This is a genomic window from Sphingobacterium sp. UGAL515B_05 (assembly GCF_033097525.1).
Lineage (GTDB): Bacteria > Bacteroidota > Bacteroidia > Sphingobacteriales > Sphingobacteriaceae > Sphingobacterium.
Map to the genome: position 1 here is coordinate 981,563 of NZ_CP109907.1, position 22,132 is coordinate 1,003,694.

Here is a 22,132-nt window from a genome sequence, read left to right on the forward strand (position 1 = left end):
TGATAATCAGCAGCATAAGATAAAATAGCATTTTTTCTTTCCTAAAACTGTTTTTTTTTCTACTTTTGTGGCGGGTAAGTCTTCTACGACCAGCTCCCATTGACTCCCCCAGGTTGGGAACAAAGCAAGGGTATTTGGTTGAGCGGTGCGATAGGAGTAGCTTACCCTTTTTTTATGCCCATTTTTTTGACTAATCCTCCGGTCCAAAATTCAATTCTAACCTAATAATCAGCTAAATATCTTATATATCCCAATTGTTACCCGCATTTCCCCTATTTATAGAAGCCCTGCTACACAAGGAGTTTTAATCGCTTGGCATGTACATTCAACACAATTATAATTGTATATAAAAGCAAATTTATATAAGTTTGTAATCGAATAAGAACTATCGTATGAGTTGGTTTAAAAGAGAAAAAGCTGGTATTAGCACAGCTACCGCTAATAAAAAAGAAGCACCTGATGGTATGTGGAACAAATGTCCCACATGTAAAAAACCATTGTTGCATCTTGAACAAGTAGAAAACGACTATGTTTGTCAATATTGTGGCCACCACTTAAGAATTGGCTCCAAAGAATATTTTTCAATTTTATTTGACAATAACGAATTTACAGAACTATTCCCTAATCTAAATTCTGGTGATCCATTAGAATTTTTCGATTCAAAGCCATACCCTGAACGTTTAAAGGAAAGTCAAGCCAAAACAGGCCTGAAAGATGCTTTACGTTCTGGCCATGGAAAAATGAATGGTCAAGACATTGTTATTGCTTGTATGGACTTTAGTTTCATCGGCGGATCAATGGGATCTGTCGTTGGTGAAAAAATCGCACGTTCAATAGATTACTGTATTGAGCATAAAATTCCATTTATGCTAATCTCCAAATCAGGAGGTGCACGTATGATGGAAGCCGCATTTTCATTGATGCAAATGGCTAAAACTTCGGCTAAATTAGCATTATTGGCAAAGGCAGGACTTCCTTACGTTTGTTTATTGACAGACCCTACCACAGGAGGAGTTACAGCATCTTACGCAATGTTAGGTGATGTGAATATCGCAGAACCGGGAGCATTAATCGGATTTGCAGGACCACGTGTCATTAAAGAAACAATCAAAAAGGATCTTCCAAAAGGATTCCAGACTTCAGAATTTGTTCTTGAGCATGGATTTTTGGATTTCATTGTCGACCGTAGACAGTTAAAAAACAAAGTAGCTACTTATCTTAAATTAGTGGGATAATCATCCTCAAAATAAAAAAGAAAGCGGTGCCAAGAATACTCTTGGCACCGCTTTCTTTTCTGAAGGTATCTCTTTTATCCGCTAGAAAGCGGCTTCAATTCAGCTCATAACTGTTGAGCCTGTGACCTTATGAGGCTTTTATGGCAGGGTTGAATAGACCATTCTTTTAAAGATATCGCCAAAAAGCCCATATTTTTCTTTTGGACAAATAATCTGTTTCGCCCTCCCTGTCATACGCTTCCCGCTCGAAAGAAATACGCCGGTAAGCTTTATCAAAATCTCTAAATTGAATAAAATGAACGGCAAATTCTATGAGATACCATACATAGAAAAAGAGAATACCTAATTCAAGCGCCTGTCGCAAATGTATACGCTCATGACGAATCAAGTCGTCCTGCTGTTTAAAAAAGGTACTTTTCAGAAAGATAAAAGGATAAATAGTAATTGCATTGGCTTTTCCAAAAGAGAAGAAATTCGTCCAAAATTTGCTAACTATAATCATATAGGATGTCAAGACCGTTTTCAAACTAGTCAAACTTAGAAAAATTTACCTTTATACACAATTATTATTGGCTTCTCAGAATTGTACGATACCCCTCCCGGTCAGTACCTGATCAGATAAGAGATCGCAAAAATTTCTTTTTGAATTGGAATTTTTATTAAGTTTGCTATAGATTAATCGTGAAGATATGCCGTACAAAGAGCGTGAAATAAATAAATTGTATTATACAATGGGAGAAGTTACAGAAATGTTTGATGTAAATGCGTCCCAAATACGTTTTTATGAGCGTGAATTTGACATTCTACAACCTAAGAAAAACAAAAAAGGCAATCGCTTATTTACGCAAGAAGATATTGCCAATTTAAAGATCATCTTCAATTTGGTTAAAGATAAAGGTTATACACTACAGGGTGCACGTGATTACCTGCGTGACAACAAATCTGAGGCAAAAGAAAATCAACGTGTTGTAGATTCATTGGAGCGGTTGAAGAACTTTCTGCTTGAAGTTCGTGATTCACTATAGTACCTGTGAACTTGTTTTTAAAACTCCTGCAATAGGAAACTTTCCATCGTTTTGACCAACTTCTTCCCGTCTATCCGAGAGGGAAATTCGTTCGATTATAGAACAAATAAGATAACGAGCTGACACATTTTACAGCTGAAAATCATATATTTATTTTAATATCAGTAATAGCGTTATTTTATAAATATAGCCATGAAAGCCCCCCATCACCATCCATACCCACGCCCTGATCTTACAGACCTATTTACAGGACCTTTATCAACAATATATTAGCAACAACAGATAATAGCAAAACGACCATGCAGACAGCATCTATTTTTCAAAACGTCACATTTCAGGACAAAAAACCCAAAATGGACCTCCTGCTAGAAACAAATGGCAGCAAAGAATATCGCTTGGCTTTTGCAGAAGGGCAATATCTAAAGGAGCATAAAACAGCTGCATCAATTATTGTAGAAATTGTCGAAGGCAATATTGATTTTGGCGTTAACGGAAGCAAAATCAGTCTAACAAAAGGCATGTTAGTAACATTAGAGCCGAATGTACCGCACGATCTCTTTGCCATTACCCAAAGTATCGTCCGGCTGTCTATTCATAAAAAAGACTAAAGAAGAGTCTGGGTGACTTAACGATCTTTGAGTTCAATAACCTCCAGGTTCTCAATTTTATCTTTATTGATCTCAAACCGCATTAATGTCCTTACTTTGTGCCAGCCCTGCTTACCTGCTGCCCCAGGGTTGAGATGGAGACAATGGATCTTGGGGTCGAAGATAACCTTTAGGATATGTGAATGTCCAGTGATAAATAATTTAGGTGGATTTTTCATCAATTCCCCTTTTATGCGTGCGGCATATTTCCCTGGATAACCACCAATATGTGTCATAAAGACGTCCACTTCCTCACACCTAAACCTCAAATCTTCTGGAAATTGTAAACGAATTTCTTGACCATCAATGTTTCCGTATACTCCGCGAAGTGGTTTAAAAGCTGCTAACCGATCCGCAACATCAGGATCACCAAAATCGCCCACATGCCATATCTCGTCGCAGGCTGCAAAATGAGTAAATACAGCTTCATCTAAAAAAGAATGTGTATCTGAGAGTAATCCGATCTTTGTCATCACTTAAAAAGCTAAAAAATAAGGTGCCAAGGCATTTCGATAAGCTTCTGAATAAATACCCTTGGCGGCATAAATAACAAACGTACGTTGAGCGAGCCGTTCGACACGTAAGCGTTCAAAGGTAACGATTTTCCGAATGGCCGATTCCCCTTCAAAAGAGCTTATTTGCACTTCATTGGAACAATATAATCCCCTTTCCGCTGAAATTTTAGTCAACGTTTCCGCTAATGCTGTTGGAACGATCAGCACTAATTTTCCCCGATCCGATAAGCGTAAAGCGGCGAAATCAAGCAGTTCAGCAAAAAAATCCAGATCGGTATGACGCGCCAGCTTTTTGCGTTCATCCGGATTATGTAAGGAATCTGTATAAAAAGGTGGATTTGATACGATCAGATCGTAATGCCCTTGTACATCCATTTGTTGAAAGGAGGAAGCATGCAGCACTAAACGTTCCTGGAAAATGGAATTACGGAAGTTTCTGTCAGCCATCGCAGCAGCCAAAGGGTCAATTTCGACAGCCTCTACCCTGCTGTCTACGAGCCGTTGAGCCAACATCAATGCAATGACTCCCGTACCTGTACCTACGTCCAGTACACGATCCACAACTTCTACTTCCAGCAAGGAAGCCAGCAGTACGCCATCTGTGTTAATTTTCATTGCACAGTCAGACTGATCAACCTCAAACTGTTTAAACCGAAATATCGACGCCATACGTCAAAGATAAAACTTTTAGAACCTTTGGTACAAACAAACCAGTGTATCCTGCAATTTATTTGCTAATTTAGTCAGCAACAAATCTATATAAGCCATGAATATCCGTCAGCTTGCTCTAATAATATTGATCATCATTGGTGTGCTTCCTACAAAACTATTGCATGCACAAGAGAATTGTGACCGGCATACAGCTGAAATACTTCCCTTATTGACAAAAACATTGAACAACAATGACTTTGACAAAATTGATCCTTTACTCAATAGTATACAAGCTAGCTGTGGTACCAACGAGTTTGTACAGCGTTTACGTATTCTTATATACATCATTGAAAAAAAGAATACCACAACAGAGATCAAACATTATATAGACAATCAATTCGATAAAAATTTTCTACAAAGACTGGATGCGGCAGACCAGGACGATTTTTCAACACAATACGAACAGCATAAGGAAAAATACAATTTCGTGCCATTAAGGCATCCCCTGGACGGCTTGATAAAAGTAAGAGCCAAAGCCCTGCTTGCTTCCGATAGTTATACGTTAACCGATCAGGAAAAAGATATTTTACAGCTTTTTTCAGATACTGAAGTTGCCAGTGCCGTACAAGACCGACAAGCTAACGAACAAGATAATCAACAGCGGTTTCCAACCCCCAAAGTGTACAGAGATAGACAGAAAGCCAAAATGGGCTATGTTCCTTCAATCGGCGTAGTCACCCCGCTAGGCGGAGCCAACAAAATTTTCGGAACCAACATAAACTTTGGATTTATGCTGATGAGCTCGCTGGAAAGAAAATTTATTTTCGAAGGTGGCTTCAAGGTACGCATCAACTCAAACGACCGCAATATTGATTACAATTACGAGGGCTCCAATGTTTCGGTCAATTCTTCAGCGACCGCATTTATGGGCGGTACTGTAGGTTACAAAGTTTTTGACAACGACAAATTTATACTGATTCCAAAAGGTATCCTTGGCATAGATATTACAGATACCGGCATCACAGAAAGCGCTTATTCTTCCGGTTATTATGATCCGGATGGTTATTATTATGATGGTGGATACACCGATCGTATGGTAACCATCAATAATGTGCACTTAGGACTTGGTCTCGCATCCCTATTTCGCATGAAAAACCAAAAGTACATCGGTTTCGAACTCGGCTATCATTACACGCCTTATGATGCAAGCAGTAAGGTATTGATCCCGATACAGGCAAATTACGGAAGCTTGGAGCTATTCTTCAGGTTTTAAACAAATAGCCTTCAAAAACCTGATGACTTCGCTGACACCAACAGGAACAAAAGCGAGCCGAAGGTTCTTTCTGGCCAATAAGATCAGACACTTTCAGAAAAAAAATACGCCAGATGATGTTTGTATTAAAAAACATCATCTGGCGTATGTAAATCGAAAAAACAAATTCCGCTTGAGAGCAAGTGTCCAAGCCCAAAGGAAGATTTAATTCTTTAAAAGGCGTTGTATCTCATCCAATTTCATTAATGCTTCAACCGGAGTAAGCGAATTAACATCCAGATTATTCAGCATATCCCTGATCTTATTCAAGACAGGATCATCAATAGAAAACATCTGCAATTGGTAGGCCTGTTTTTGGATTTTGCGCATGCTATCTTTAATCTGCTCACCACCTGTGCGCTCCTGCTCCAGCCTTTTCAAGATTTGGTTAGCCCGATTAAGCAACTTTTGCGGCATTCCAGCGAGCTTTGCCACATGGATTCCGAAACTATGCTCTGATCCTCCTGGAACAAGTTTACGCAAGAAAATAACTTTGTTATTAACCTCCTTCACCGTTACATTATAGTTTTTTATACGATCCAGCGAAGTAGTCAGCTCGTTTAATTCATGGTAATGCGTGGCAAACAAGGTTTTTGCCTTAGCAGCAGGATGATTATGTAAAAACTCGGCAATAGCCCAAGCAATAGAAATACCGTCATAAGTGCTTGTACCACGACCGATTTCATCCAAAAGAATAAGACTGCGGTCCGATAGATTATTCATGATGCTCGCGGTTTCATTCATCTCCACCATAAACGTAGATTCACCTGAAGAAAGATTGTCCGAAGCACCTACACGGGTGAAAATTTTGTCAACCAGGCCAATCTTAGCCTCTTTTGCTGGAACGAAGCAACCAATTTGCGCCATTAGCACGATCAATCCAGTCTGACGGAGCAACGCCGATTTACCCGCCATGTTAGGGCCCGTAATAATAATAATCTGCTGTGTTTTCGGATCTAAAAAAGTATCATTGGTAATATAATCCTCACCTATTGGCAGGTTTCTTTCAATGACAGGGTGTCTTCCACCTTTAATATCCAAAATCTTGCTCTCGCTGACTTCGGGTTTTACATAATAGTTTTTCTCCGCTACAACAGCAAAGTTAAGCAGTACATCCAACTTAGCTATGAGCTGGGCGTTGAGCTGAATAGGTTTAATGTATTCTGCAATGGCAACCAATAGCTCAGCATATAATCTATTCTCAAGCGCTTGGATCTTCTCCTCAGCACCGAGAATCTGTTCTTCATATTCTTTAAGTTCCTCCGTAACGTAACGTTCTGCATTCACCAGTGTCTGTTTACGGATCCACGTCGTCGGAACCTTATCTTTGTGTGTATTAGTGACCTCCAGATAATAACCGAAAACATTATTGAACGCTATTTTTAAAGAAGGAATCCCTGTGAGTTCCGCTTCCCTTTTTTGGATCTCAAGCAGATAATCTTTGCCACCAAAAGCGATCTTGCGCAATCGATCCAATTCAGGGTCCACCCCTTCCGCGATTACACTCCCTTTATTGATTGCGACAGGAGGTTCCGCCTGAACCTGTTCCTCTATTTTTTCACGTATAACAGCACAAGCATCTAACTGATCTGAGATTGTCCGAAGAGCATCAGCATCTTTACGATCTGTAAGTTCCTTCAATTTCTCAATAGCATATAATGCGCGCTTCAATTGCACAATTTCCCGCGGATTTGCTTTTTGCAGTCCGATCTTGGAAATTAAACGTTCCAGATCGCCCACCTGTTTGATCTGAACAATCAGTTCATCCCGTAAGTCACGGTTAGTGAAAAAGAAATCGACCACATTCAATCGCTCCTGAATACTCTTTCTGTCTTTGAGCGGCATCACGATCCAGCGCTTGAGCAGACGCGCTCCCATTGGACTGGATGTATGATCCAGTACATCGGATAGCGTAACCGCATTTTCATTCAACGACCCGATTAATTCCAAATTGCGAATCGTAAAACGATCCAGCCACATAAAACGGTCCTCTTCAATACGGGAAAGCGTAGAAATGTGCTGCAGGTTACGATGCTCGGTTTCATTGAGGTAATGCAATGCTACACCAGCAGCAACAACCCCTACGGTCATGCGATCCACGCCAAATCCTTTCATCGACGAGACTTCAAAATGCTTTAATAACGTTTCAGTAGCATAGTCTCCCGTATAAGGCCATTCGTCAAGAAAATAGGTATAATAATGTGATCCGAATTGTTCGATAAAATCCTTACTCTGTTTTTTGGAAAGAATAATTTCTCTCGGTTTAAAGCCTTGAAGCAATTTATCAATATAGGCCACACTACCTTGAGCAACCAGAAATTCGCCTGTTGAAATATCGAGGAAAGAAATACCGATCCGCTCCTTTTCGATAAAAATTGATGCTAAATAATTATTCGATTTCTGTTGAACAATATTGTCACTGTAGGAGACTCCAGGGGTCACCAGCTCGGTCACACCGCGCTTAACGATTGTTTTTGTCGTCTTCGGGTCCTCCAACTGATCACAGATCGCCACCCGTTGGCCAGCACGCACCAGTTTCGGAAGATAGGTTTCCAAGGAATGATGGGGAAAACCAGCCAATGCAGTCTCCGATTCCGAGCCATTGCCACGCTTTGTCAAAACGATGCCCAAAATCTGGGCAGCTTTGATCGCATCCTCACCAAAGGTCTCGTAAAAATCGCCAACACGGAACAACAACAACGCTCCAGGATACTTAATCTTGATCGCATTGTACTGTTGCATCAATGGGGTTACTTTCTTTTCTTTTGCCAACTTTTAAAATCAATTTTTATGAAGCGTAAAAATAGGATAATATCGTCGCTTTGGCAAACGATACACTCAACTTCTCGACAAAATCATTTCCATTAAACAAGAATATAAGCTAAGTTTGTATCCGAAAAAAATTAGTCATGGCCATCAAAAGATCTGGTAAACAAAATACGTCCAGCAAACAACAAAATACCTTCAAAAAAAAATCCTTCACCCCATTGAAGTCCATAAAATCCCCTATCCTGCGCATTGTGACACGGGTAGTCCTTTATTTTATTGGTATTTCACTCTTTTGGGTCATTAGCCTGCGGTTTATTAACCCTCCCATCACTTGGTTGATGATTCAACGTGGGTTTGAGCTAAAAGAACAGGGCAAGGGATTTAAACTGGAAAAAAACTGGCTGGATTACGATGAACTTTCGGACAACCTAAAGTTAGCAGCCATTGCAGGAGAAGATGCTCACTTTATGACACACTGGGGATTCGACATGCAAGGCATTCAGAATGCCATTAAAAAAAATGCACAGGGAAAGAAATTACGCGGCGGAAGTACTATCAGTCAGCAGGTCGCCAAAAATGTCTTTCTATGGCCGGGGCGCTCCTGGTTAAGAAAAGGCTTCGAGACCTACTTTACTATTCTTATCGAAACATTCTGGAGCAAGAAACGCATCCTTGAAGTTTATCTCAATGTGATTGAAATGGGACAGGGAGTTTATGGTGCTGATGCGGCAGCTTCCTATTATTTTAGCAAAACAGGCAGCAATCTTTCCAAAAAACAAGCCGCATTGATTATAGCCATATTACCTAACCCCAGAGAATGGGATGCACGTAACCCATCTGCTTATGTCAATAGACGCGCAAATGCGATAGCAAAATATATGCATCATTACACTATTCCTGAATAAGCGAAACTAAAATATCGCTATTCGACGGATGGATCTGAAGAGAAGCAATACAGATCTATAGATCAAAAAGAAAGGCCATATTAACATATGGCCTTTCTTATATAACTTGTTTTACAACTTACCTAAAAAGTCGTTTATGCCAGCTTTTATGGAAGGGTATTACCCAAGCGTCTTCCATTTGATGCTCATGGGTAATGGTATTATCAAATACTAAGGTATTATCGTTGATGGTACCGTCTGCCAGCAGCTGCTCAAATCCGTCACGGTTAACCACGCCTATGCCCTGATCCGCTTTATAAGCAAATTGCATGCGATCAAATAGTTGAATACCGTACTTGGATTCAAGTCCTTTTAAAAATCGAACCGAACTATCAATAGAACAACCCGATGCAGCGGCGACTTCCTCGTCCACTTTAAGAATAATAAAAAGATTATCCCGCAATTCTGCGGAAGCCGAAAGTGGTTTTCCATGTACTTTCCACTGTTCGGCAAAAGCTTCCAGGTCAGTAACAATCTCCTGCCCCTCTGTCGCCGTTAACAGGCGATCTGCCTGATAAATCCAGATACGCTTCATATGCGAATGATTTTTACAGATCCATCTAGCCGATACGAATCAACTGATTAATCCGATACTGTTTATACTCCCGGATATATGGAGTATAGTCTCCATCCATCCGATTTCATTTAAATATTAAACCAGATTCAACAAGTCGAATCCGGCGTGCCATTGTATTTCATCACAATACCGTGACCCTCAACCCTTATCACTAACCAATATAATACGGAGAGATCATCAAATAAACGATCACGCCAGTAACAGCTACATAAAGCCACATTGGATAAGTAATACGGGCAAGCTTTTTATGACGCTCATAAGAACCCGATATGCCTCTAACAAATGTAAAGAGTACGAAAGGGATAATGATAATGGAAAGCAAAATATGCGTGATCAGGATAAAGAAATAGATCGGTCTCAAAATTCCCTCGCCACCATATTTTGTTTCGATTGAAGTCATGTGATAAGCGACATACATCGCCAGAAAAGCTAAGGAGCAAGCAATACACATTTTGATCAAACGCTCGTGCAAAGGCTTATTGCCCTTTTTTATCGCAGCCACTGCCCAAAAAAGCAGTATAGCCGTAATCCCATTGATAGCCGCGTAGATGGGAGGCAAAAATGTTAGCGGCTTTACATCATACCCCAGCTTTTGTAAATTCACTGTGAAAAGGATAGCAACCACTATCGGGATAGCAATAGATAGCACCCAAATCCATTTACTATACTTTTTCTCCTTGTTAAGACTCTCTTCCATGATATAATTATCTCTTTTGTTCTATTGTAGCTGGATGGTTTCGGACTTCCTCGACCAATAATAATTTGATTTCATCCTCAAGGCGGTCAACATCCGTTTTGACATTAATGTCATAAATACCTCTTATACGTCCTTTTGTATCAAGTAAAAGATAATTAGAACCAATAATAAATGGTTTGCTGCCTTCGTTATTGACAAGTGCATCCTGCAGCAAACTTTCCTTGGCAAATTTAAAGATATCAACAGAAGGATCTGTCACAAAAAACCAAGATTTGGTCCAAGGTTTGTAAACTTTTGCGTATTTGGTTAACACTTCTGGCGTATCGTATGCTGTATCAACTGTAATTGAATATAAGCGGACCTTCTTATTCTGAATAAATCGATTAGCGATTTGATCCAAACGCTTAATCATCGTCCGCGATAATGAAGCATCTCTAGAGTACATCAGATGGACGACAGAAAGTGTTGTATCATTATCCAATAGATGCACTTTCTTGCCATCAAAATTCACAAAATCAACTGGGGGTACAGTATGATAGATGGTATCTGGAATATCACGTCCCCATTTACGATGGGTAGTTCCCGGAACCTCTTTCTTCCCAAAAATTGGCAAAGAAGCGTAGCTATTCGAGCCACTTTTATTTAGTATAAAATATAAAAATCCTGGCAATAAAAGAATTACTGCCAGGATCAATATAGTTTTAATACCTTTCTTTTGTCCAGTATTATTATCCATTCACTTTACCTATTTATTTGGAAACAATTGATGTTCTTGAAAAGCAGATGCCAAGTGCCCTCCTTCAACAAGCATCAAAACAATAAAATAAATAATAAAAATAAACACAATTGCAACGGTAACAATGAAACTTGACTTTTCGAATTTCAAGTGCATAAAGAATGCAACGATATAATAAGCTTTAACTAAAGTAAGCACGATATAAATAGTATTTACTAACGCACCTTTAGCTAAAATTTGCCAGTGGTGTACAAAGCCCAATGCAATTAAAAACTCTAGACAAGTAAGGGCCAAAAGTACACCAAATACTCTCCAGATGGCTTTCTTATCCATTCCACCTTCGTGAGCGTGCTCGCCATGAGCGATATTATCTTGATATTGTGACATAGCTATCTAAATTTATTATTTCGGAATTAGATTAAGTAGAAGAACGTAAAGACGAATACCCACACTAAATCCACAAAGTGCCAATATAAACCTACTTTCTCGATCATAAGGTAAGAACCACGATTTTCGAATGTATTATTTAATGTCATACATAGAATAATGATATTCAAAATAATTCCCACAGTAACGTGGAAACCGTGAAAACCAGTAATTGTAAAGAACAAGTTAGCAAACTGCAAGGCCGAAGTATAAGAAATGTCATGTGTGAAATATGGCATTAATGCTGTTTTGATGGCATCACCTTCCAAACCTGTTGCTGGATTTTTACCAAACCAGAAACCCATGTGGTGTAAGTGAGTCCACTCGATAGCCTGACAACCAACGAAACAGATACCTCCCAAAATAGTCCAAAGCATCCATTTAACAACTTCATTTTTTTGATTACGATGACCAGCTTCCACGGCCAAAACCATCGTTACAGATGACATAATCAAAATGAAGGTCATCAAACCGACAAATACCAACGGTTGACCATGTTCTGCAATTCCTGGGATAGATTGGAAGATCTTATCGGGATCAGGCCATGTTGGATGAGAAAAGCGTTGTGCGCCATAATAAACCAAAAATGCAGAAAATGTGAAGGCATCCCCTACCAAGAAAAACCACATCATGATTTTTCCATACTCTAAGTTCCAAGGTGATTTTCCACCATTCCATGGACCAGTTTTTACCTTATCCAATTGCGATACTGTTGTACTCATTGTTTACTATTATTGATTCAAAAGTAAGAAAACATATATATAAATCCATAAAAGATCGAGAAAATGCCAAAAAATACTGGCAAGATCCATGCGGAAAAGATTGCCGTCTTTAGGAAGTTTATTAATTCCTATAATCGCGCCAATCAAAACGATCAACCCCGCAATAATATGCGCCAAGTGCATCCATATAAAAACGTAAATAAAAGATTGTGATGCATTGTTATTCACAAAATAAACACCCCTATCGATCAATACATTCCAAGCATGAACTTGCAAGGCAAAAAATACAACTCCCAAAATAAAAGTTGCTATCAAAAACAACCGCTGTTTGGAAGACTCGCCATTTTTAGCCGCTTTATGTGCTAAAAACATCGTTAGACTACTAACCACAATCACCAAGGTACTATATAAAAGTGCATTTGGCAATAGGGTCTTAATCCCTTTGTCCACGCCGCTCGCTGTATATACAATGAAACCACTGGATAACGCCGCAAACATCATGAACATACCCAACATACCCAACCATAGGTTGAACTTTTGGGCTTTTCTCTGTACTAACTTCTCGTCAGTTTGTGCCTGTATATCTAACATTATTTCAACGGAATAAAGTTAAGCAATAATACGAGTTGTGTCACAGGTAAATAAATAAATGAGGTAAACATCACTTTCTTCGCTGAAGGAATATCACAATTCTTAAACAGCAAATAACCGTAATAACCAAACATTATTCCTCCGACCACGGATACAATCGTAAACCAAATTCCACCAAAGCCAAAATGATAAGGTATAAAACCTGCAGGTATCATAAACAAACCTGAAATGAATACCATAAACGCAGATATCTTATCACGTTTTGTCGTCGGCAATAAGCGAAAGCCCGCTAACTTATAGTCATCATCCACAACCCAGGCAATTGCCCAGAAATGCGGAAACTGCCATAAAAACTGAATAGCAAACAACACAAAGGGAATAATAATAATTGCCGCTTCATTATGTCCACTATAGTAGGCTAAATCGTCCTGCGAAAAGGCTGCATAATATCCAATTAATGGCGGAAATGCACCCGGAAACGCGCCGACAAACACTGCTATTGGTGATTTTCTTTTTAATGGTGTATAGATAAAGGCGTAAAGAAGGATACAGAAAACCGACAGCAGACCAGCGACAAAATTTAAACGAACAAGCACCAAGGTTCCTAAGATGCCCATAAAGACACTCAATACCAAAGCCTGTCCTGTTGTCATGCGGCCTGATGGCAACGGTCTGTCCTCCGTACGTTTCATCAGTTTATCCAAATCCTTTTCAATGATCTCATTAAAACCATTAGCGGAACCTGTCACCAGAAAACCACCTATAGTCAACAATAACCAATTGAACCAGAATATATCACCCTGTTGTTTTGATCCTATCAGAAAAGCAATTGACGCAGAAAATACAACCGTCAACGTAAGTCTCAACTTAACAAGCTTTTTGAAATCTGAAATAAATTCTTTCATAACTAAAAGAGACCTCCTACTATCAGTGTAATTAAACACGTACTTTTAAACATAAACATCCCGAATTCCAAGATTAGTGCCTTTGCTTGTTTAACAATAACAACAGGTAGAACTGCGCGCCAAATAACAGCGTAGCGACCACCAAATGCGTTGTTTGTGCAAATGCAGGTATTGCAAATCGAGCTAAGATAATTCCTGATAGCATTTGGATACCCACTAGAATCAATGCGATTAAAGCAAATTTATATTGCTTAGAACCCGTATTAAAACTTGTGCGGACCAAAAAGAATAATACAATAACTAAAATCAAAGAACAATATGCCAACCAGCGATGTAACTCAAACTGTTGGCCAATAGTTGTTATAAAATCAGTCCGGGCTATCGTTGAACCGGTTAATAAATCAACCTCCTCTCGAACTCCCGTTCCGACAATTACCTGTGTTAGCATCAATAAAATTGAAGCAATAGCAAGTCCTTTTAATATACCCAAAGAACGATTGACCAGTAAGGTCTTGTTTCGCAAAGTAACTGCTTTGAAATATGTATAAATACTAATACAAACAATTACAATGGCTAAGAGCATATGTACCGTAATAATCCAGGGCATCAGATTTGTCGATACAACGATCGATCCCAACCAGGCCTGAAGTACGACAACAAAAAGATTAATCACTGACCAAACAACGATCGAGCTTTTTGATTTTAAATAAGTGAAAGAATAAATAGCTGTAAATAACAAACAGAATCCGGAAACAACGCCTACCAACCGATTGATATATTCCGTCCAAGTTTTCGCAACATTAAACTCTTCATGCTGCAAAATACTCTTATCGGTACGGAGCTTGTAAGCCATTTCCTTATCCCCGAAAAATTCTACAATTTTCGCGAAACGTTCGTTCTTCTTTGCTCTTCCTTCAATATAATGCTGTTCATATCCTTGCGGTAATTGGGAGATATCTGTTGGAGGAATAATACGGTTAAAACATCTTGGCCAATCTGGGCATCCCATTCCTGACCCTGTACTCCGAACAACTCCGCCAGCAATAATGACCAAAAACAACACAATGATCGTTATAAAATTGGTCTTTATAAATCGCTTCTCAGCTGCTGGAAACATAATACTACCCCTACCTCTTAAAATACAAACTTCTATAAAATAGAGTAGGAATCCCTACTCTATTTTATAAGATTTTATTAGTCTTTTCTACCATTTTGAGCATTCCATTCTGCCTGGATACGCTCAGCTTCCTCGTCTCCTTCGAAATCATGAGGCAAATTAGAGCTCATTGTTTCAGAGAAAGGAACACTTTGAGGAATAAAATCCTCACCGTGACCTGGCTTACTGTAATCGTAAGGCCAACGGTGTACAGTTGGAATTTCTCCTGGCCAGTTACCATGGATATGCTCTACCGGAGTAGTCCATTCCAATGTATTTGACTGCCAAGGGTTTTGTGGTGCTTTTTTACCGAAGAAAATCGATGTAAAGAAGTTCCATAAGAAAGCTACCTGACCTAAAGCAGCGATGATTGCAGCCCAAGTTACCAATTTGTTTACAGAAACCCATTTCGCCATGAAAGCAAACTCTGTAAATGCATAGTAACGGCGAGGCACACCATCGATACCCATAAAGTGCATTGGGAAGAATACCATGTAAGCACCAATGAAAGTCAACCAGAAGTGTAAATAACCCAATTTTGTGTTCATCATACGACCGAACATCTTAGGATACCAGTGGTAAACACCACAAAGCATACCGAAGATTGACGCCGATCCCATTACCAAGTGGAAGTGGGCAACAACAAAATACGTATCGTGTAAGTTGATATCTAACGCTGCATTACCTAGGAACAATCCTGTCAAACCACCAGAGATAAAGAACGATACCAAACCGATCGCAAACATCATCGCTGGAGTGAAACGGATATTACCTTTCCACAACGTTGCAAGATAGTTAAACGCTTTTACCGCTGAAGGAACCGCGATAATCAATGTTGTAATCATAAAGACACCACCCAAGAACGGGTTCATACCTGTTACAAACATGTGGTGACCCCATACGATAAACGATAACACGGTGATACCGATCAACGAATAAACCATCGCATGGTAACCAAAGATTGGTTTACGTGAGTTGGTTGCAATAACCTCAGAAGTTAAACCTAAAGCAGGCATAACAACGATATATACCTCAGGGTGACCTAAGAACCAGAACAAGTGTTGGAACAAAATTGGTGAACCACCTTCGTTCGGTAAAATTTGTCCTTGAACAACAAGATCCGACAAATAGAATGACGTACCAGCAGCACGGTCAAAAATCAGAAGAACAACCGCCGAAACCAATACTGGGAATGACAACATACCTACGATAGCAGTTAAGAAGAACGCCCAGATTGTCAAAGGCATTTTCCATAAGTCCATTCCTTTTGTACGCATGTTCAAAATTGTACTTACATAGTTAATACCACCGATCAACTGCGAAGCTACAAATAGAACCATACTCACCAACCACAAAGTCATACCAGTTGCAGATCCTGCGATTGCAGTAGGAACAGCCGATAGTGGCGGGTAGATTGTCCAACCAGCAGAAGCAGGTCCACTTTCTACGAAGAACGATGCAACCATAATCACTGATGCTACAAAGAACAACCAGTAAGATAACATGTTCATAAAAGGAGATGCCATATCGCGTGCTCCGATTTGATATGGAATCAATAAGTTACTAAAAGTACCCGATAGACCAGCCGTTAACACGAAGAATACCATAACGGTACCGTGAATGGTTACCAAGGAAAGGAAAAACTCCGGTTTTATACGACCGCCTTCAGCCCATTTACCCAAGAATACTTCTAATATAGGGAACTCTTTATCCGGCCATGCTAATTGGATACGGAATAATACTGATAAAAGCATCGCAAAAACTGCCATGATGATACCAGTGATCAAGAATTGCTTAGCAATCATCTTGTGGTCACCCGAGAAGATATACTTTCTGATGAACGACTCCTCGTGATGATGGCCGTGCGAATCGTGATGTTCAGCGCTATGCGATATTACTGTACTTGACATATTCGATTTTATATTCAAAAATTCTTAATTAGTTCAAAGATGCTGTAACTTGTACGCTATCCTTTTTCACGTTAGCTGTTTTACCACTGAACTCTTTTTGCAAATCCTCAGTAAAATATTTATTTTGTTTAGCTAACCACTCTTTATATTTCTCTTCAGTTACGACAACCACTTTCTTTTGCATGTTGTAGTGACCAGATCCACAGATCTTGTTACACAACATCACGAAGTCATAGTTATAATCACCCAAACGATCACGCATTTCTTCTGTTGTTACAGTAGGTGTGAATTGGAAATAGTTGGTCATCCCTGGTACCGCATTGATTTGAACACGGAAATCAGGAATATAGAAAGAGTGAATAATATCTTTTGAAACGATATGGAAACGAACAGGTTTGTTTACAGGCAACCAAATTTCAGATCCCTGAATATCATCCCAAGAATTTTTATCATTAAAGTCAATACCGTAAGGGTTGGTTGGTGTCGTCATTTTATAATTACGTTTACCAATAATCCCATCTGAACCAGCATAACGGACATTCCATTGGAATTGCTCGCCCAATACCTCAACTTGTAATGCTGATTTTTGAAGATCTTCAGGAATATTTGTGATCGATCTCCATGTAAAGAAACCGAACAATACCAATACTGTCAAAACAACAGCTGGAACAATTGTCCACAATTTCTCGATTGCATTGTTATGAGGATAATAATAAGCCTGACGTTTTGCACGCATGCGGTACAAGAATGTAAATGTCATCAACAAGATGTGTGTGATAACCAATACAAATGTTGTAATTGCTGTCGTAATGATAAACATCGTATCAATACGCTCACCGTGCTCAGTTACTGCCGATCTCCAATAAGCAGCTCCCCAGTGTACATATGACCAATATACACCATAAAGGAATACAACCAAGAAAATGAATAACAATGCCGATTGAAATGTGTTATTCGCAAACGGATTGTATTTACCGTTCATCTTTCTTGTCAATTCATAGATCGAAAGTACTTTACCGATAACGGCAACAACTGTACATATAACCAAGAATAACAAGACATAATATGTGAAGTTTTTATAAACCTGAGGGTCTATTTGCTTCACTTCTTCAACAGCAGGAGCAGCAGCACTAGCTTCTGTAGAAGAACTAGCAGATGCAACAGCAGCAGTACCTGCTGCCGCTGTTGTATCTTTTGCAACCGAATCCGTTGCTGCAGGGGCAGCTACTGCTGTAGTTGCCGCTTTAGCAGAATCAGATGCTACTGTATCTTGTTGACTTGCTAGGATAGGAGTCGCAAAAAGCAATCCTAGTGCAAGCACAAAACCCGAGATGGATTTGAATCTATTATTTAATTTAAAGCTCATTTCTTTTATAACGTTTTTACGTAACCTTCCTTTAAAAGTGAAACTATATCTGGTGATGCAAACTCTCATCCAAGAAAGGATGATTTTTAGGCACCAATGCTTGTTTACTCAATTTACTCATCACTAAGAAGATGAACAAACCTAAGAAACCAAGTGCAGTTCCGATTTCAATGATACCAAATCCTCTATGTTCAGCAACAGTACCAGGCATGATCATGATATAATAATCTAGCCAGTGACCAGCCAATAATAGAATCGCTACGAACAACATTACATTTTGTTTACGTTTAGCATCGCGATCCACTAATAGTAACAATGGTGCCACAAAGTTAATGATAATACTCAACCAAAACCAAGGTTTGTATTCAGGTTCCCAACGTTTGTAGAAATAAACTGTTTCCTCTGGCATGTTTGAATACCAAATCAACATGAATTGTGCAAACCAAACGTAAGTCCAGAAGATCGAGAAACCGAACATCAATTTACCCAAATCGTGTAAATGATTTTCGTTTACCCAGTTCATATAACCAGCTTTCTTCAATACAACAACGATGATCGTGATACATGAAATACCACTAACCCACATTGCTGCAAAGTTATACCAACCGAACATTGTCGAAAACCAGTGTGCCTCTAAAGACATTACTGTATCGAAAGACCAGATAGGTGTAGTAAAACCGAAGATAACTAAGAAGATTGCCGACAATTTGAATGACTTTTTATAAGAAGCCAATCCGCCTTCCAAATCTTCTTTATAAGAAAGTTTCGCAAAAATAACAGCAAAAATGCTATATGTTCCCAAAAATACCACCTGACGGATCAAGAAGAATGGAACATTTAAATAAGCAGATTTACCTGCGATAATAGGGTCAAAATTTGTACTATGCGGATCAGTGATACCATCTGCATTCCAGTGGTGATATAAGTTATGTGTGGTTAAACCTAAACCTACAATAACTAATAAAACTAATGATGCAATTGGTAAAACACTCGCCATAGCCTGAGGTATACGTACCAAACCTGCAGACCATGCAGATTGTGTTACATATTGCAAGGCAACAAAGAATGTTCCAGCTGCGCATACACATGTAAAGTAATAACCCATCAATAACAAGTTGGCATAAGTACGCTCTACAGTAACGTGATCGCCCGAAAGCAACCCGAAAGCTACAGCAGCTACGCCTAGTACAACAGCGACAATACTGAACATTTTAGCTTTGCCAGCAAACTCGTATCGCTCGTTGAAATTATAATCGTGATGATGACTGTGAGTTCCCATTTATATATCTGATGTTAGATTATTTCTTTTGTAATTCGTGAACATACATAACAACTTTCCATCGCTCCTCTGGAGACAATTGAGATGCATGTGATCCCATGGAGTTGTGTCCGTAATAAATTGTATGGTAAATTTTACCATCAGTCAAGTCAGCCATCAAACCACCCCGTGAAGAGCTCGCCGCATCTGTTCTGTGATAAGATGGTGGCGGAGGAAAGTTCTCTAATTGACGAGTACCTCTTGAATCAGTCACGCTACGGTCTTTTGTGATAGGACCATCACCTTTACCTTCTACTCCATGACATATAGAGCAGTAAGTGGTGAACAAAGCTTTACCTTTTTCAAGATTTTCGGCATTTACGACCAAAGGACTTTTTACTTCTCTTCCTGCACGTTCATAATCCTCTAATGTATTGGCGTATTCAAAACGAGTGAAACCAATTGGATCTGTACCTTTAGGAGGTGTTTGTGCTGTTTTTCCATCAGCAAAATTCGCATTAGGTTGATCCGGATTGAAAGCAAGCGGATCGTACATGTTACGAGAAAACTCTAAACCTGTACTACGAGTTGTTTTGTCACCACAAGAAGAAACAAGTGCTGTCAATGCCACAGCTGCGCATAGCGTTCCAAGTAAATTCTTCTTATTCATAGCTAACATATTTTCTATCATTGTACTTAACTTCAACAGCTCCAGCTTCTTTCAATAAGCTATCGATCAAAGCGTGATCTGTATTTTCTTTGGCATCTACTGCAAGGATGAAACGATCATCTGTTGCTCTCAAGTCCATTACACGAGGTGCACGTCCCGGAAATAAGTGGTTACGGAAGAAAAACGTGGCAACCATACCCAAGGCACACAATAAGATCGTAACCTCAAATGTAACTGGAACAAAGTTTGGCATACCAAAAGATGGTTTACCACCGATATTCATCGGCCAATCATATGCCATTGTATAATACAACAAACTAAAACCTAATGTCGTTCCTAATGCTCCAAAGCAAAATGCTGCGATAGGCAAGCGAGAAGGTTTCACACCCAGCTTTGCTTCGATGCCGTGAATAGGCATCGGAGTAAAGCAGTCGTAAATACTTATATTGTTTGCTTGCAATTTGTCGATCCCATGCATCATTTCATCGGGATCCGCAAAACTACCTAATATATATTTTGTATTGCTCATTGCTGATTATTTTCTAACTGATAATTCTTTAATCTCTTCTTCTGTCACTGAATCATATTTCTCTAATGACTCTTGGAAGTACTTCACTTGTTCCTCAGGGAATGCGCCTTCTTGAGCCAATTTAGTTTTATGTTGTAATGAAGATGATTTCAACAACAATTTCACTTCGGCGATAGCGATACCTGGTAAGAATCGTAAGAACAACAAGAATAATGTAAAGAATAATCCGATTGAACCTACAAAGATACCTACGTCTGTCCAAGTTGGGTAGAACATTGCCCAAGATGAAGGCAAGTAATCACGGTGCAATGAAGTCACGATAATTACAAAACGCTCAAACCACATACCGATATTTACAACAATCGATAAGATCCATGAGATAGGAATACTTGTACGGATTTTTTTGAACCAGAATAACTGTGGAGAAATTACGTTACAAGTCATCATTGACCAGTAAGCCCAAGCGTATGGACCCAACATACGGTTCTCGAAAGCATACATTTCGTATTCTGAACGAGAGTACATTGCGATAAACAACTCAGTCAAGTAAGCCACACCCACGATAGAACCAGTTGTCATGATGATGATATTCATCGACTCAATGTGGAACATCGTGATGTAGTTCTCAAAGTTCATTACTTTACGTAAGATCAACAATAACGTCTGTACCATTGCGAAACCAGAGAAGATCGCACCCGCCACGAAGTATGGAGGGAAGATCGTTGTATGCCATCCAGGGATAACCGAAGTGGCAAAGTCCATGGATACGATCGTGTGTACAGAAAGTACAAGCGGCGTAGAGATACCTGCCAAGATCAATGACACGATTTCAAAACGTTGCCAAGTCTTAACTGAACCATTCCATCCGAATGATAATACAGAATAGATTTTTTGTTTTAATCCAGTAGCACGGTCACGAATTGTTGCAATATCCGGCAACAAACCACAGTACCAGAATACCAAGGATACTGTAAAGTAAGTCGAGATCGCAAACGCATCCCATACCAAAGGAGAGTTGAAGTTTACCCAAAGTGATCCAAATTGATTTGGAAGTGGGAAAATCCAATAAGCCAACCAAGGACGACCCATGTGAGCTACAACGTATGTAGCCGCACAGATTACCGCAAAGATCGTCATCGCCTCTGCAGAACGGTTGATTGAATTACGCCAGTTCTGGCGGAAGATTAATAATACAGCTGAAATCAACGTACCCGCGTGACCGATACCTACCCACCATACGAAGTCGGTGATATCCCAAGCCCAGCCTACAGTTTTATTCAGACCCCAAGCGCCGATACCTGTCCAAAAGGTATAACTAACGCTAACTACCCATAATAAAGCACCTAATACAGCAACGGTAAAACCAATCCACCATGCTTTATTCGGTTTATTTTCAACCGGTAGTAAGATATCATCCGTAATTTTTGCATACGTAATGTCCTTACCGGTCATTAATGGTTCTCTTAATATTGATTCGTTATGCGATGACAT

Annotated in this window: 23 protein-coding genes and 1 other RNA gene; 6 read left to right on the plus strand and 18 right to left on the minus strand. The window is 39.4% G+C overall.

The annotated features are described in order from the left end of the window. Window positions 1-72: 72 nt before the first annotated feature. Window positions 73-170: signal recognition particle sRNA small type (gene ffs, locus OK025_RS03925), an RNA gene on the plus strand. A 222-nt stretch (window positions 171-392) separates the two neighbouring features. Next, window positions 393-1,235 carry an acetyl-CoA carboxylase, carboxyltransferase subunit beta gene (gene accD / locus OK025_RS03930; RefSeq protein ID WP_088160245.1) on the plus strand — a complete coding sequence of 281 codons (843 nt, stop codon included), beginning with the start codon at window positions 393-395 and terminating at the stop codon, window positions 1,233-1,235. A gap of 166 nt (window positions 1,236-1,401) precedes the next feature. Here accD and OK025_RS03935 read toward each other — a convergent pair whose 3' ends face one another. Beyond that, window positions 1,402-1,737: a hypothetical protein gene (locus OK025_RS03935; protein WP_201666327.1), complete on the minus strand. Its 336-nt coding sequence runs from the start codon at window positions 1,735-1,737 to the stop codon at window positions 1,402-1,404. A 187-nt stretch (window positions 1,738-1,924) separates the two neighbouring features. On the opposite strand from OK025_RS03935, the gene OK025_RS03940 reads away from it, so the two are divergent. Then, window positions 1,925-2,260 carry a MerR family transcriptional regulator gene (locus OK025_RS03940; RefSeq protein ID WP_046674120.1) on the plus strand — a complete coding sequence of 112 codons (336 nt, stop codon included), beginning with the start codon at window positions 1,925-1,927 and terminating at the stop codon, window positions 2,258-2,260. Window positions 2,261-2,559: 299 nt separating this feature from the next. Then, window positions 2,560-2,868 (plus strand): cupin domain-containing protein, encoded by a 309-nt coding sequence (locus OK025_RS03945; RefSeq protein ID WP_120333520.1) that lies wholly within the window; start codon window positions 2,560-2,562, stop codon window positions 2,866-2,868. 17 nt (window positions 2,869-2,885) lie between these two features. On the opposite strand, the gene OK025_RS03950 is transcribed toward OK025_RS03945, so the two are convergent. Both OK025_RS03950 and OK025_RS03955 read right to left on the minus strand, forming a co-directional pair. Then, window positions 2,886-3,380 (minus strand): metallophosphoesterase family protein, encoded by a 495-nt coding sequence (locus OK025_RS03950; RefSeq protein WP_088160241.1) that lies wholly within the window; start codon window positions 3,378-3,380, stop codon window positions 2,886-2,888. Window positions 3,381-3,383: 3 nt separating this feature from the next. Beyond that, on the minus strand, window positions 3,384-4,091 hold the full coding sequence (locus OK025_RS03955; protein ID WP_317668403.1) for a tRNA1(Val) (adenine(37)-N6)-methyltransferase: 708 nt from the start codon (window positions 4,089-4,091) through the stop codon (window positions 3,384-3,386). 97 nt (window positions 4,092-4,188) lie between these two features. Between OK025_RS03955 and OK025_RS03960 the strand changes: the two genes are divergently transcribed. After that, window positions 4,189-5,346 (plus strand): hypothetical protein, encoded by a 1,158-nt coding sequence (locus OK025_RS03960; protein WP_317668404.1) that lies wholly within the window; start codon window positions 4,189-4,191, stop codon window positions 5,344-5,346. A gap of 204 nt (window positions 5,347-5,550) precedes the next feature. On the opposite strand, the gene mutS is transcribed toward OK025_RS03960, so the two are convergent. Beyond that, a complete protein-coding gene (gene mutS / locus OK025_RS03965) occupies window positions 5,551-8,157 on the minus strand; it encodes a DNA mismatch repair protein MutS (protein WP_317668405.1) in 2,607 nt (868 codons plus the stop codon). A 137-nt stretch (window positions 8,158-8,294) separates the two neighbouring features. On the opposite strand from mutS, the gene mtgA reads away from it, so the two are divergent. Then, window positions 8,295-9,059, plus strand: coding sequence for a monofunctional biosynthetic peptidoglycan transglycosylase (mtgA, locus tag OK025_RS03970; protein WP_317668406.1), 765 nt, complete (start codon window positions 8,295-8,297; stop codon window positions 9,057-9,059). Between the two features lie 118 nt (window positions 9,060-9,177). Here mtgA and OK025_RS03975 read toward each other — a convergent pair whose 3' ends face one another. From OK025_RS03975 to nrfD, 14 genes are all read right to left on the minus strand, one after another. Next, complete coding sequence (locus tag OK025_RS03975) at window positions 9,178-9,633, minus strand: ABC transporter ATPase (protein ID WP_317668407.1); 456 nt, start codon at window positions 9,631-9,633, stop codon at window positions 9,178-9,180. A 193-nt stretch (window positions 9,634-9,826) separates the two neighbouring features. Next, window positions 9,827-10,372 (minus strand): DUF420 domain-containing protein, encoded by a 546-nt coding sequence (locus OK025_RS03980; RefSeq protein ID WP_317668408.1) that lies wholly within the window; start codon window positions 10,370-10,372, stop codon window positions 9,827-9,829. A gap of 7 nt (window positions 10,373-10,379) precedes the next feature. Then, window positions 10,380-11,108 carry an SCO family protein gene (locus tag OK025_RS03985; protein WP_317668409.1) on the minus strand — a complete coding sequence of 243 codons (729 nt, stop codon included), beginning with the start codon at window positions 11,106-11,108 and terminating at the stop codon, window positions 10,380-10,382. Window positions 11,109-11,117: 9 nt separating this feature from the next. Next, a complete protein-coding gene (locus tag OK025_RS03990) occupies window positions 11,118-11,495 on the minus strand; it encodes a cytochrome C oxidase subunit IV family protein (protein ID WP_075991045.1) in 378 nt (125 codons plus the stop codon). A 26-nt stretch (window positions 11,496-11,521) separates the two neighbouring features. Further along, window positions 11,522-12,256 (minus strand): cytochrome c oxidase subunit 3, encoded by a 735-nt coding sequence (locus OK025_RS03995; protein ID WP_046674128.1) that lies wholly within the window; start codon window positions 12,254-12,256, stop codon window positions 11,522-11,524. Window positions 12,257-12,265: 9 nt separating this feature from the next. Continuing rightward, on the minus strand, window positions 12,266-12,847 hold the full coding sequence (locus OK025_RS04000) for a heme-copper oxidase subunit III (protein WP_075991043.1): 582 nt from the start codon (window positions 12,845-12,847) through the stop codon (window positions 12,266-12,268). Next, window positions 12,847-13,752, minus strand: a complete 906-nt coding sequence (gene cyoE, locus OK025_RS04005; RefSeq protein WP_070563553.1) for a heme o synthase — start codon at window positions 13,750-13,752, stop codon at window positions 12,847-12,849. Before cyoE ends, OK025_RS04000 begins: the two co-directional genes overlap by 1 nt. A gap of 73 nt (window positions 13,753-13,825) precedes the next feature. Then, window positions 13,826-14,869 carry a COX15/CtaA family protein gene (locus OK025_RS04010; protein WP_070563550.1) on the minus strand — a complete coding sequence of 348 codons (1,044 nt, stop codon included), beginning with the start codon at window positions 14,867-14,869 and terminating at the stop codon, window positions 13,826-13,828. A 77-nt stretch (window positions 14,870-14,946) separates the two neighbouring features. Then, a complete protein-coding gene (locus tag OK025_RS04015; protein WP_172462307.1) occupies window positions 14,947-16,818 on the minus strand; it encodes a cbb3-type cytochrome c oxidase subunit I in 1,872 nt (623 codons plus the stop codon). A 28-nt stretch (window positions 16,819-16,846) separates the two neighbouring features. Continuing rightward, window positions 16,847-18,184 carry a cytochrome c oxidase subunit II gene (locus OK025_RS04020; protein WP_075991042.1) on the minus strand — a complete coding sequence of 446 codons (1,338 nt, stop codon included), beginning with the start codon at window positions 18,182-18,184 and terminating at the stop codon, window positions 16,847-16,849. Between the two features lie 43 nt (window positions 18,185-18,227). Beyond that, entirely contained in the window at window positions 18,228-19,463 is a 1,236-nt protein-coding gene (locus tag OK025_RS04025) for a quinol:cytochrome C oxidoreductase (RefSeq protein ID WP_070563545.1), read from the minus strand. A 19-nt stretch (window positions 19,464-19,482) separates the two neighbouring features. After that, the gene (locus OK025_RS04030; protein ID WP_286833372.1) at window positions 19,483-20,121 is read right to left on the minus strand and encodes a c-type cytochrome; all 639 of its coding nucleotides are present in this window, start codon (window positions 20,119-20,121) and stop codon (window positions 19,483-19,485) included. After that, on the minus strand, window positions 20,105-20,641 hold the full coding sequence (locus OK025_RS04035) for a DUF3341 domain-containing protein (RefSeq protein WP_075991040.1): 537 nt from the start codon (window positions 20,639-20,641) through the stop codon (window positions 20,105-20,107). Before OK025_RS04035 ends, OK025_RS04030 begins: the two co-directional genes overlap by 17 nt. Before the next feature lie 6 nt (window positions 20,642-20,647). Further along, a complete protein-coding gene (nrfD, locus tag OK025_RS04040) occupies window positions 20,648-22,132 on the minus strand; it encodes an NrfD/PsrC family molybdoenzyme membrane anchor subunit (RefSeq protein WP_046674137.1) in 1,485 nt (494 codons plus the stop codon).